This window comes from Providencia sp. PROV048, from assembly GCF_033688165.1.
In the GTDB taxonomy this organism is placed as follows: Bacteria; Pseudomonadota; Gammaproteobacteria; order Enterobacterales; family Enterobacteriaceae; genus Providencia; species Providencia hangzhouensis.
This window is the reverse complement of the sequence record NZ_CP096360.1, coordinates 3,847,714-3,860,173: the sequence shown is the minus strand read 5'-3', so window position 1 is coordinate 3,860,173 and position 12,460 is coordinate 3,847,714. Positions and strand designations below refer to the sequence as shown.

Sequence of the window (12,460 nt, the reverse complement as noted above, 5' to 3'; positions counted from 1 at the left end):
AAGTATTTAGGGATATCTCTCTTCCAAAAGATATCCCCCTCATGTTTTTTATTGCTAGATTAACGGCTGCATCCAAAAGAACGCTCGCCATCATCATAATATTTTGTATGCTCTTTGGCTAAGTAACGACAGCGCTGATTTAATTCGAATATCGTACTTTCATTGTTGACATTATTGTTATCTAGCCAATTAACAGCGTTATCTGGGATATGAACTAAATAACGCTCATTCACACCAATAGCACTACACCATGCCTGCTGTATTAATGCATAGAGTGTTCCTTCAGTTTTGATGAAATCACCTAGGTTCCAATAAACATCTTTATTTAATAGCAAAAGTATATGGTAGTGTTTTTTGTTTTTTATCTCACCAAACTCTCTGACCCATACATAAAACAAAGGGCATGAATGGTTACGCTTCCATATTTTATTTTTACGTTTTAGGTCAGCATTTATTTTTGCTTTTAACGATTCAAAAAATCGGGTGATGGCATTGGAATCACTTAAGTGAATTATATCCGATGAAGGAAATCGCAAGTCCACTCGAATAGCAGTAACTCGATTATAGGTTAAGAGTGATTTACGGATGGTGTGGTTTATCTTTTGAATGTAATGCTCGTTGTAGGTGTTTCTAGACATGATTGATACCTTTGGTTGGTTTTATTTTCATATCTAGAATGGATGTTGTTAAAAATAAGAATTCATCACTTTAGAAAAATGATGAGCATATGAATTAGTGAGTCAGTGACAGGGTAATGATTAATATTCTAGGTGTAGTTATGGGATAGGTTTTCTTTATTAAGATAATACTATACCAACACGGCAAGGCTCTTCTCTATCTCATCACCGATGACCGTGACAGAGCGCTTTTGAACAAAGGTGAACTGATACTTTTTCAAGTAGTTCAACTCTGATATTAGCTTATCTAAAGATTAGTCTTCATTCTAATAATAATTTGTGTGGTTATAGTGATTTTCAACACATAAATACTGATTGTTATGTAGCATAATAACATCTTAAATACTACGTAAAATACAGCGTAAAGGTCTGCAAAAAATACTAGGTGGAGAGAGTGTATGATAAGTGTAGATGTAAATGATAATTATTTGGAGTGTAGACAATATTATGCTGTCCTATTCTGTATGCTTTCAGAAAAAACACTATTACCTGAAGATTTTTATAAAATGATTATCGAGGCAAGAGGTAAGAATGTTAATACGTTAATTCGTGAGTTGAATCAGCATGTCGGGAATGTCTTAAATAATGTTGATCACTATTTAAGAAAGGTGGAGAGAAAAACTATTCCAATAGAACAACTATCTTTTTTAAGGAATGAAAGAATATCATTTGTTATCTTAAATTTTCTCATGAAGTCGTATAATAAATACCTTATAGAAATGGATCATAAATCAATTATGGCTGGAGTGTATAATTATTCACCTTTAAATTTGATGCCAATGATGGGTAAAAATATACCTTTTCATTATATTGTTTGTTTTTTGGATTTTGTGGTTTTATTTATGACCCCTAAAGATTTTAATGCGATAGTTTTTCAAATGAGAGATAAAGCTTCATCTATTACCAAAGAATATCCAGATCCTTTTTCATTTTTGTCAAAAAAAACTGAAGCGTTAAAATGGATAGGAGAGAGGATGATGCGCGAAAATATTGCTGCTGATGATGATGTTAATGTTCTTATTAAAAATCAGAAATGGAAAATAATTGTTTCCTGTTTTGATTATTGGGCTGTTATTTCAACCGTAGAACGTGTAAAGCTTTTTTTATTTCAAACAAGGAAGGCATGGAGCCAAAAAAAGTATCGTGATGGAGTTAAAGATAAGGCTGTACTCAATACGTATATTTCAAAATCATCTATGTTGAAATTAAAAGAAATAGCTAAAAATCATAATAAAAATATTAACGAAATTATCGAGGCGATGATTGAAGAAATTGTTTTGCCACGAGATCCACTTAAAGAACTCATATCGTTAGTTGAAAAGAAAAATTAAAACAATTTCAAATATATATTATTACCTTGAATGATGATGAATTTATTTTCAAGGAAGCAATATGAACGAATATCCTGAATTAGGAAGGGTTATTTCTGCCTTTCCTGCTTCATTTAAAAATCTGTTTTTCAACCAACTCAACTACCTAATAAACTACTCCCCCACCATCGGCCTGATGGGTAAAACTGGAGCCGGAAAATCCAGTCTGATCAATGCGCTGTTCCAATCCTCACTATCGCCCGTGAGTGATGTTTCAGGTTGTACCCGCCAAGCCCAACGCTTCAGTATGACGATGAACAATCACACGCTTACCTTTGTGGATTTACCCGGCGTAGGTGAAAGCCTTGAGCGAGATAAAGAGTACCACCAGCTCTATCGTAACTTATTGCCAGAACTAGATTTAATCATCTGGGTACTCAAAGCCGATGATAGGGCATGGTCTTCTGATGAACAATGTTATCGCTTTCTCACTGAGCAATGTGGCTACCAATCTGAACGATTTCTGTTTGTATTGAATCAGGCCGACAAAATAGAGCCCTGTCGCCAGTGGAATGAACTGAGCCACCAGCCATCCCCAGAGCAAGCGGCTAGCTTAGAATTGAAGCAACAAGCCGTGATAACCGCATTTAAGCCGCATCATCCTGTGATGACGGTTTCTGCGGCAGAAGGTTACCAACTGACTGAATTAGCGGAGCAATTAATACAGGTATTACCGGCAGAGGCTAGTAGCGGTGTCGCTAGGCAACTGAACAACACTTACCGAACGCAATCCGTAGAGAACTCCGCACGTAACGATTTTGGACAATGCGTCAGTGATATCGTCGATACGCTGATAGACATCCTTCCCCTGCCTGTCTTGATAAAAAGCACGATTGGCACAGTCAAAAACAGCATCGTCTCCGTCGCTAAATCCCTGTGGAGTTTTTTCTTTTAACTTCTTAAATTAACACAACATTGATGACATCAAGCGCTAGTCCTTAACGGGATTGGCGCTTTTTTATTTCTTTTTACTGGAGTATCAACTTATGAGTAACACAACCGAATCCGCTATCACAATGGAATTAGTCCCTGATGAACAACGCCTTGATTTTTGGCTCAACCATTTTGGTGGTGTGAAAGGCTGGACCACCTTTGAAGTAGTGATCTTCACCACGATGGGCCAATTCTGTGATGAGTATCATGGCGGTTACTGGGAGTATGGCGTGCTCAGTAATGGGGGAGCCTTTATCTACCCTGATATCAACGCAGACATCTTAACCCTATTCAACATGCATAATGGCAATGAAGCCACCGTGAGCCAAGAGGCGGCAGGCATTGCAGTGTGTCTAATCCTGTACAGCATCTGGTCATTCCAAACAGAAAGTGAAGTGATGTGTAACCGCTTTTATCAGCTACGTGACTACGCTTCACAACATTCCGAATCCGCTGCCATTTTCCACTTAATTGATTAATCAGGAGTCTATCATGAGTTTATTAGCTTCGCGTTTTGGCTCTGCTAACAGTATTCGCCGTGACCGTCCACTGACCATCGAAGAATTGTTCCGTACTGTACCGAGTGTTTTCTCTGAAGAAAAACACGAATCCAGAAGTGAGCGTTACACTTACATACCAACCATTACCTTATTGGATAGTCTTCAAAAAGAAGGTTTTTACCCGTTCTTTGCGTGTCAGACTCGTGTACGTGATGCCAGTCGTCGAGAGCACACAAAGCATATGCTACGGCTAAGAAGACATGATCAAATTACGGGTATACAAGTACCTGAAATCATCTTACTTAATAGCCATGATGGTTCGAGTAGTTATCAAATGCTGCCGGGTCTATTTAGAGCTGTATGTCAAAATGGTTTAGTGTGTGGAGATACCTTTGGTGAAGTACGTGTGCCACACCTATGTTGATCTCTCAACTATGTGTAGTTTGTTGCTAATCCGTCTCCATTTAACCTATTATAGGTAGCTGGCTTAAAATTTCTCCTATACATAGTTTTCATTTTCGAACCAACCTGTTGTCTCCCATTTCAAGGAGATAATCATGAATACCGATCAACCTACTTTATGCAATCACGGTGACCCTACCGGTTATGTTCCATTATTGATTGAATACAGAGAGACACTTCGAGAGTACTTAGCATGTCGTGGATATTCGAACAGTTATATTCAGCGTTGCGGGGAGGTCATGGCACAGTTTTCACGTTGGATGTCGGAAATGCGCCTGTCCTTGTGTGATGTAAATGAGACTCTGGTTGAAGAATTTTTGCACCAGCGCGTTCCCGATTATATTGAGCCTGTTTCGGGATATCGGCGCAACCATAGTCGCTCGCCCCTAGGGCACTTGTTAAACATGTTGCGGGCCATAGAGTTAATCCCACCTAAACCTATTGATATGCTCCCAGTGGCTGTAGAGTTACGCCGTTTTGACGACTATTTACTACAAGCCCGTGGATTCGCGCGAAGTACTCGGGAGACTTCCATACGAATTGTTGGCAGATTTCTTCGCGATAAATTCAACGATGGTGCCATCAATTTATCCACGCTCACCCCCGCACATGTTCGTGATTTTCTTGTCTCACAGGCTAATGTCTATAGAACACCGGTAAGCTTTAGCCTCGTTGTGTCCAGTCTGCGTGGCTATTTTCGGTGGCGCATAATGCAAAAGGATGATTTGTATGTTTTGATTGGCGCCCTTGCAAATCCGGCTAACTGGCAGCAGGCATCTTTACCTAAGTCACTCAGCACCGACGAAATTGAACAACTGCTAAACTCACTTGGGCAAACAGACCCAATTGGATTGCGTGCTGATGCCATGGTGCGCTGTGCTCTGGATCTCGGCCTTCGTATTGGTGAAATCGCCCGCCTGAGCCTGGATGATATTGATTGGGTGAGCGGAACAATCACCCTGCGTCGGACAAAAGGCCGCCGGGACGATGTAATGCCCCTGCCCGTAACTACAGGCAATGCCATCGCTGCCTACCTACAGAACGGCAGACCGAAGACCCTGCATCGGGAGGTCTTTGCCAGCCATAAAACACCTCGTGAACGTCCCATTAGTAGATCGGTAGTCAGTATCGCTATACGCCAGGTATATGCACGTGCCGGGCTTCAGTACACCAGTGCCCATCTACTGCGTCACACGATGGCCAACAGGTTGCTTGCGACTGGTGCGTCGATTAAAGACATTGCTGATATTTTGCGTCACCGCTCGTTAAATTCCACATGCATTTATGCCAAACTCGACAGTCGTAATCTGGCACGCGTAGCTCTGCCGTGGCCGGGCTTTTTTGACATGGATACTGCAGGGGGCCAGATATAATGGGCGATCTGACCACACAAGTTGAATGTTATCTTTCTGAAAAACGGTATCTCGGCTTCGAAATGAGTCATGCCAGTTATTGTTTACGTAGCTTTGCACGATACGTACAGCGAGCCAATCATCAAGGGCCATTAACTCTTGAATTGATGACCGAATGGGCATCAAAAGGCCGGTTTACCGAAGCTGTGCCTATTAGCATGGCCCATGGTCGCCTGAAATATTTGCGTACCTTCATGCGCTGGTTGCAATTCTCAGAACCGGAACACGAGGTGCCAGATGGCTCGGTCTGCGGACGAAAACCAGAGCGCGGAACGCCGCATATCTACAGTGAGCAAGAGATCGAGGATCTGTTGGCTGCGGCGAAGAGGTTGGGCCCGCACAACAGCATCCGAGGTCTGCTCTACGAGACACTCTTTGGTCTTCTCGCAAGCACTGGATTGCGTATTTCTGAGGCTCTGTCACTTCGCATTAGCGATGTAGACTTACGTAGGAGCATATTGATAATCCGGAGAACCAAGTTTGGAAAATCACGTTCAATCGTGTTGCACCCGAGTACGAGCAAGGCATTACATCAATACCTGAACCAACGTAAATTAACGGGGGCAGCATCAGATGAAGATGCTTATTTTTTCATCGGATTACGCGCCGATGTATTAGGAAAACCATTAGGCGGACAACAAGTTTGTCAGGTATTCGGGCATTACGCCGGGAATTGGGCTGGGTTAATCGTGGCACTCATCATGCACCACGTATCCACGATCTACGGCATTCATTTGTAGTCAGGCGGATTATTCTGTGGCAACAACAAGGGATCGATGTTGCTCATGAGATGCTGTCACTATCGACTTATTTAGGGCATGCCAGCATAGCGGAGACTTACTGGTATCTACAGGCGGTTCCGGAGCTGATGGCGGCTTCGGCAAAGCAATTCGAAATGTGTATGCCGGAGGTGAATGATGCGTAAATCGATGTCTAAGCAATCAAGTTTCCCGGAAATTGTGCAGCAGTTTTTTACTGAATACCTGGTGGCGCAAAGGGCTCTCAGTCCGCAAACAATCGCCTGTTATCGGGATGCGCTCAAGCTATTTCTTGAGTTTGCAACTTCGCAGTTGCACAGACAACCAGTAGCCATGAAGTTGGAAGACATCACGCCAGATCTCATCTTGAAGTTTTTGGATAATCTGGAGTCAGAACGTCAGAATACTGTACGAAGCCGCAACCTTCGCCTAACTGCCCTACGAACGTTTCTCAGGTTTGCTGGCCGACGAGACATTACCGCATTACACACGGTAGAACGAGCACTCAATGTACCAATGAAACGCTTTGATCAGCCACTAATCGGCCACTTAACTCGCCCAGAAATCATCGCCATACTCGGTGACCCTGGTGATGACTGGATCTCACAGCGCGACCACTTGCTGTTTACGATTATCTATAACACGGGGGCTCGAGTGTCTGAGGTAATCAATATACGTGTTGTTGATGTCGTGCTTGATGGAAGCGCATGCGTTCATCTGAATGGAAAAGGGCGACGTAAGAGATCGATACCATTATGGAAATCCACGGTTGGAATTATACGGGCATGGTTGCGAACCAATCAGAACATGCACGGTGATGCGGCATTGCTTCCTGCCAGATCGGGGCAACCAATGACGCGAGCTAATGTGGCACAACGTTTAGCACTTGCAGTCAATCGTGCAGCAGCCACTCAACCCAGTCTGAAGACCAAGCGAGTGTCACCACATGTCCTCAGGCATACGACCGCCATGCACCTTCTGCAAAGTGGTGTCTCCTTCAATCTCATTGCTCTATGGCTTGGTCACGAAAGCGTGAATACGACGCATCGCTATGTCGAAGCCAACTTGCAGATGAAGGAAGAGGTGCTTTCTCGCCTTGATGCACCAGACACAACATTCAAGCGATTCCGGGCATCAGATGATCTACTCAACTTTCTGAAAACGCTGTAACTATGCAAATCAATTGTCGGCTCCAGGTCAATAAACTATAGGAGCCGACAATAGCTCCGCGAGCTAACTATACATAGTTGAGAAATTAACATAGGTGAGGCTATGAGCATCTATTCATAGCCCCATAAAGGTGATGTTGTAGGCAAGGTAATTGAAGGGGCTTATGAAGTGCTAGGTACGTTTGATGAAATTGCTGAAAAACGTGAGCAAATGCAATCTCTTATGTTACCGCCATCAGCGCAGCAAGCTTTAGCACATGCGGCGTTGACGTATCGCTTTGGTGAGGAACATCAACCGATTACCGAGGAACAAGTATTACAGCCTCGCCGTTGGGAAGATAAGAAAGATGATCTGTGGACGGTATATCAACGCTTGCAGGAGAATTTAATCAAAGGCGGATTATCGGGCAGAAATGCAAAAGGTAAGCGAGCTCGCACTCGTTCAGTGAATGGCATCGATGGGGATATTAAATTGAACAAAGCACTGTGGGTAATGACTGAAAAGATGTATGGACATTTCTCTGGAAGAGAGAGAATATAGAAAATAGTAGCACATTGTTTTTCATCAAATAATGTGCCTATTATAAACTAATTTATCTCTTTAATTGGGAGTATTCGTTTATCATCGTTTGTTTTAGTAAACGATATAGGGGTACTGACACTTGATGAATGAAAGCGCTCTAAGTGGTTTTCGATAAATTTTTGACCTTGATTTGTTAGTCTATCAATGCTTTCGTTAAGATTGACAATATCTCTATTTAATTCCTCTAAGAAACGAGTTGATGTAGAAATAATATTCCCCATTTTAGTATCAACGGCTTTAATAAGAATATCTTTTGCTCTTTCATTATTACCAAATTTTTCCTCAATTCTGAGGAAATCATTCATAGCCTCTTCAATAGCTGTATCTTGAAGTTCTTTATATTGTATGGTTTTTTCATAAACAAGTTGTTGGGCTCGTTCTTTGAGTTCAAGTTGCATATGACCAATTGCGTTGATGGTTTCCACGTTAAGCTTTGTTAGTTGTTTAAGATAAAGAGCTATTGCAGCAGTTGTTCTCTCCATTCGCTCAAATTCTTTTTCTTTTTTCCATTCTTGAATTTCAGCTACAGCTTTTTCAATTTCGCGAACTCTGCGAACTTCTAGATTTACTTCAAGTTCCTTTTCTCTACTTTTTAGATCATGCTCAAACTCCATTTCTCTCATTTTGATTTCGTGTTCGGATTTAGATTGAGCGGTTAGCCTTTCAATATCACGTCGGTGGGCAGAATTTTTAGCAGATTCATCCCTATTGTGGTGATTTTTTTTAAGTGGTTCACCTGCCCAATCACATAAAACCTCAATAGGTTTACTGACACAATTCAGAAGTGCTCCACCTATTTTACTCAACCAACTCATCCTTTTCTCCTAATAATATTTTAAATTTTCTTTCAAAAAGAACTTGTTCTTTTTTTCTTATATAATTGATTTCTTCGATCCGATCACTATCTTTATCAAAGATTGAAAATATTTTTTCGATTTGTTCTATTTTATCATTAAGAAAAAAAGTGTCTATAACTGAAGTATTCTGAATTTGTTTAAAGCTAACAAACTGTTCTACAATAAATTTTAACTCTTTTTTTGTATCACTATTTTCAGCATTAGTAATGTGAATAGATAGTTTTTCTAGATTATCATTGATGAAAATAGAATATTCTCTTTGAAATGAAAGAGATAAAAGGTTCTCATTATTTTCATATTGAAATAAAGATGAAAATAATTGGGGAGTTTCTTTAATAGTACGAGAAACAAGGTCTTCCCTCGCCTCCCGTAAAGCTAATAATAGCTCTAATAATATTTTTTTCATTGTATGTTAAGCTATTGTCGTTCTGTTAATTAAAGGGGAGGTTCACCCCTTCTTTTAATTGTACACTTTCTCTGTTATTAATTACTATCGGGAACTATTGTTGGTTTATTTAACTTAGCTTCATGACGAATTTTTCCAATGGTATCAAGAGTATGCTCTTCGATTAGATTACTACTCAAATCTAAACTTTTTGTATAACTACCAACAAGTTCTTTTAACCATTTTGAAGCAACTTGACTGTCGACTTGAGATTGATTCAGTGTCTCAGAAACTTCTTTTAGTGTTTCAGAAAAGAATTTGGAGCGTTCTTTACGTAAATCTTCTTGCAAAGTACTAGCAAACTTGATCTCTTCTTTGTATTCTTTAACAAGTTCGAGATAACTTTTTTCGTAATTGAACAAAACCTCAAGCTTAGCTTTAAGAAGTTCAAGATTAACATAGTCGTTAAGCTCTTTTTGTAATACTTCTGTTAGTTTTTTATTGATTGAGTCATCTGCACCTGAATTTTCTACTGCCAATGATATTAACTGATTGAAATCTTTCATTATTTTTACCTTTCTGTTTCATAATGACATTATTATACAATTTAATTATATCTTGGGGATAAAAATAAGAAGAAAGGTGATCTGTTTCAAGTACTGGCATTAAATTTTTACCTCTGAATGTGTTTACTGATTTTAATATTGATATTCATCACCAGTGCTGAGGGGGGGAAATTTATAGTTAGAGTTGGTTTATGTCAGAGATATTTTTATAGTGGGTACATTTACGGGTATAAAAATATACCATAAAAATGTATTATTTAAATTTCATGTTGTTAGTCTTTCTTTGCGAGTCCGGCCTTCGCACTATCTTGACGTATGCTAACGTCTCAAATCATCCATAAAATAAAAAATATCTAAAAAAAATCAATGACAACTTTATCCAGTGGCATCTTATAACGTCTCTTGATGTCCATCCCCAAAAGGGGCCAAATAAGGGGCACTTCAATTCGATTGTTATAGGTGCCCCCTCAATGCCACTCAACGTTAAGCAAATAGAGGTTTTAAAGCCCAAACGCATGGCGATAGCGGAGAGCTTTATCTTAGGCTGTTTAATCGCGGTAGATGAGCCTTTAGAGCTAGATTTTATGGCTTTCCCTGCCTCCAGCAACGCGTACAGCCACAAAATGCCTCTGTTCTTAGATAATAACCCTGCCTGACATATGCCAAGCCCTACAAAGGGCTGTAGGTTTTCACTCTTACCATTCTTGATTCAGCCTTTAAACGTGAATTAAATTGGTGTACTTAACCTAAATTCAGGTAATATGAACAATTAATAGTTAAAGGCCAACGATTACAGGAGAGAGTATGGCATATCCGACGTATTTAGTGTTAAAAGGTAAAAGCCAAGGTTTGATTTCGGCAGGGTGCTCATCTCAGGATTCAATCGGTAATCGTTATCAGGTCGGCCATGAAGACGAAATTCAGATAATCGGCTTAAATAGTGGTTCCTTTCGCGAGCAGAATGCTTCATATAAACCCGTCGTATTTACTAAGCCGATTGATAAATCATCTCCCTTACTTTCAGTGGCTTTGGATAGTAATGAAGTTTTAGAAGCAAAATTTATGTTTTACCGAACAAGTCAAGCTGGTCAACTTGAAAGATATTATGAAATCAAACTTACTGGTGTTTCCTTGATTGAGATTTCCGACATATTTCCTGATTCAATAAAAGATAATGAATCCATGCCATATCAACGGGTTCAAATGAAATACGAATCTATATCAAGAAGTCATTTAATGGCGAATACATCAAGCTATAGTATCAATAGTGAGATGGTTAAGTAGCACTTCTCTTTTTATGTAAGGTATTAATTTGGTACGAAAATATATGATGTTTAGCATGAATTTTCGTACCATTGAGTGACTGACCTCATTTAATAAATTTATTTTTTACATAATGCTTTATCTATTGTGTATGTGGTTACCATTGTTGATGATTTATCTGTACATCTAATGTAACCTTTAGATAAAAGGTTGCTTTTCATGCCTATAAAAATAATCAAGCTTATTAATAACCCTATTATTGCTATAAATAAAAGATATTTGAATATTTGGTTGTTTAATTTTATTTCACTTGATGATTTTGCAGCTCGGTAAAAAATAAACGATAAATATAAGGTAAATGGAGAGAAAAAAATTAAGGATGTAAAATATAGAGACAAAGTTATTTTTTCCTCTAAACTTAAATATTGGATGTATGTAGATAAGGAAATAAACACACTTAATAGCGAAATGACAAGAAAAAACAATGAATTAAGTTTATTTTTTGTATTGTTATCCACGGCTAAGGGCCTTCCAGTTATTAAATATAGGTTGAGGACTTCTTGTTTCAGCTTTAGCGCGGCGGTGAAATTTTAGGTCTCTTATTATAGATTCACTGATTCCTAGTTCACTATCAAGCCAATACAAAATACCAACAACTACAAAACCTATAAAAAAGACACCTAAAGTCACTAATATAATACTTGTTCCGCCAGTTAATGCAGCAGTTACTAAGCCACCTGTAACTGCTGTTGTTATTTGTGCGCCAATAGCCAATTTTGCCATATCCATAGTTATGTTTACGAAAAAATTAACTAGTGTGTATTCATCCCTAAATATTAGTTCTACAACTCGATAAGCTGCTGAGAATACAATGGAGAAACGAGCAGCTCCCACAGATACATTATTCATCCCTTGAGTTCCTACGCCCATGTATAAAATTCGAGGATTGTTTGCTAAATATCGAGTTCCGTCCAAGAACGTTCTAATTCCTGCATGACCAGATAGACGGATATAAGTATTCCCATTGGGGCCTATATATTCTGTTGCTATGATATTGAAGTTACGAAACTCGTTAACAATTCTTTCTATTCTGTATGCTTCGTAAATATTTCCTGAGAATGAAGACATTATATCGCCAATACCAAATAGTGTTTCTTTGGGATCTTTGAAAGGCGTCGGAGTCGATAAGTTTTTTAAAATATAATCCGCTTCTTCAATGGTGATTATAGCTGCGACATTATCATCGTCTTTTTCATTATTCAGGATCCCCCTAATTTTTGTGAGATTCGCTTGGTAGTAAAGCTCATCATAGTTAGGTACCTCTTCGAAGCTAAATTTCGCGTCCGCATCAATGAGTGTTTTTGATACGGGATCATATTTATACGCCATGTTAATTCCCTTTCTAAAATTTAGCTTAGGTTAAGTTTATGAGAAGTGTTGATAGTATTCAATGAAAATATAAATGAGATTATGGATCCTAATAGATAACCCAGTCTGACACATGAAAAGCCCTGATTACACTACT

Annotated in this window: 14 protein-coding genes and 2 pseudogenes; 10 read left to right on the top strand and 6 right to left on the bottom strand. The window is 39.2% G+C overall.

The features are described 5' to 3' along the window. Window positions 1-59: 59 nt before the first annotated feature. Window positions 60-638, bottom strand: a complete 579-nt coding sequence (locus M1F26_RS17250) for an inovirus Gp2 family protein (protein ID WP_318837621.1) — start codon at window positions 636-638, stop codon at window positions 60-62. A gap of 437 nt (window positions 639-1,075) precedes the next feature. Between M1F26_RS17250 and M1F26_RS17245 the strand changes: the two genes are divergently transcribed. From M1F26_RS17245 to M1F26_RS17210, 8 genes and pseudogenes are all read left to right on the top strand, one after another. Continuing rightward, window positions 1,076-2,008 (top strand): hypothetical protein, encoded by a 933-nt coding sequence (locus M1F26_RS17245; RefSeq protein ID WP_318837620.1) that lies wholly within the window; start codon window positions 1,076-1,078, stop codon window positions 2,006-2,008. A 61-nt stretch (window positions 2,009-2,069) separates the two neighbouring features. Further along, window positions 2,070-2,942 (top strand): GTPase family protein, encoded by an 873-nt coding sequence (locus M1F26_RS17240; RefSeq protein WP_200129247.1) that lies wholly within the window; start codon window positions 2,070-2,072, stop codon window positions 2,940-2,942. Window positions 2,943-3,033: 91 nt separating this feature from the next. After that, window positions 3,034-3,459 (top strand): antirestriction protein, encoded by a 426-nt coding sequence (locus tag M1F26_RS17235; RefSeq protein ID WP_140171167.1) that lies wholly within the window; start codon window positions 3,034-3,036, stop codon window positions 3,457-3,459. A 13-nt stretch (window positions 3,460-3,472) separates the two neighbouring features. Further along, a pseudogene (locus M1F26_RS17230) lies at window positions 3,473-3,895 on the top strand (DUF932 domain-containing protein); the annotation flags it as partial. 142 nt (window positions 3,896-4,037) lie between these two features. After that, window positions 4,038-5,315 carry a site-specific integrase gene (locus M1F26_RS17225; RefSeq protein ID WP_227528910.1) on the top strand — a complete coding sequence of 426 codons (1,278 nt, stop codon included), beginning with the start codon at window positions 4,038-4,040 and terminating at the stop codon, window positions 5,313-5,315. After that, window positions 5,315-6,094, top strand: coding sequence for a tyrosine-type recombinase/integrase (locus M1F26_RS17220; protein WP_318839322.1), 780 nt, complete (start codon window positions 5,315-5,317; stop codon window positions 6,092-6,094). Before M1F26_RS17225 ends, M1F26_RS17220 begins: the two co-directional genes overlap by 1 nt. Window positions 6,095-6,268: 174 nt before the next feature. Next, window positions 6,269-7,282: a tyrosine-type recombinase/integrase gene (locus M1F26_RS17215; protein ID WP_140171163.1), complete on the top strand. Its 1,014-nt coding sequence runs from the start codon at window positions 6,269-6,271 to the stop codon at window positions 7,280-7,282. Window positions 7,283-7,402: 120 nt separating this feature from the next. After that, window positions 7,403-7,822, top strand: a pseudogene (locus tag M1F26_RS17210) (DUF932 domain-containing protein); the annotation flags it as partial. 47 nt (window positions 7,823-7,869) lie between these two features. Here the strand turns inward: M1F26_RS17210 and M1F26_RS17205 are convergent. From M1F26_RS17205 to M1F26_RS17195, 3 genes are all read right to left on the bottom strand, one after another. After that, a complete protein-coding gene (locus M1F26_RS17205; RefSeq protein ID WP_215954205.1) occupies window positions 7,870-8,679 on the bottom strand; it encodes a hypothetical protein in 810 nt (269 codons plus the stop codon). After that, a complete protein-coding gene (locus M1F26_RS17200) occupies window positions 8,663-9,127 on the bottom strand; it encodes a hypothetical protein (RefSeq protein ID WP_215954204.1) in 465 nt (154 codons plus the stop codon). Before M1F26_RS17200 ends, M1F26_RS17205 begins: the two co-directional genes overlap by 17 nt. 77 nt (window positions 9,128-9,204) lie before the next feature. Further along, window positions 9,205-9,672 (bottom strand): nickel transporter, encoded by a 468-nt coding sequence (locus tag M1F26_RS17195; protein WP_102138150.1) that lies wholly within the window; start codon window positions 9,670-9,672, stop codon window positions 9,205-9,207. Between the two features lie 470 nt (window positions 9,673-10,142). On the opposite strand from M1F26_RS17195, the gene M1F26_RS17190 reads away from it, so the two are divergent. Together M1F26_RS17190 and M1F26_RS17185 are read left to right on the top strand one after the other, a co-directional pair. Next, window positions 10,143-10,328, top strand: coding sequence for a hypothetical protein (locus M1F26_RS17190; protein WP_004264230.1), 186 nt, complete (start codon window positions 10,143-10,145; stop codon window positions 10,326-10,328). Between the two features lie 148 nt (window positions 10,329-10,476). Then, complete coding sequence (locus M1F26_RS17185; protein ID WP_094961537.1) at window positions 10,477-10,956, top strand: Hcp family type VI secretion system effector; 480 nt, start codon at window positions 10,477-10,479, stop codon at window positions 10,954-10,956. Between the two features lie 98 nt (window positions 10,957-11,054). Here M1F26_RS17185 and M1F26_RS20035 read toward each other — a convergent pair whose 3' ends face one another. After that, complete coding sequence (locus M1F26_RS20035; protein WP_369097859.1) at window positions 11,055-11,390, bottom strand: DUF1240 domain-containing protein; 336 nt, start codon at window positions 11,388-11,390, stop codon at window positions 11,055-11,057. A gap of 55 nt (window positions 11,391-11,445) precedes the next feature. After that, window positions 11,446-12,324 (bottom strand): hypothetical protein, encoded by an 879-nt coding sequence (locus M1F26_RS17180; protein WP_153673806.1) that lies wholly within the window; start codon window positions 12,322-12,324, stop codon window positions 11,446-11,448. Window positions 12,325-12,460: the final 136 nt, after the last annotated feature.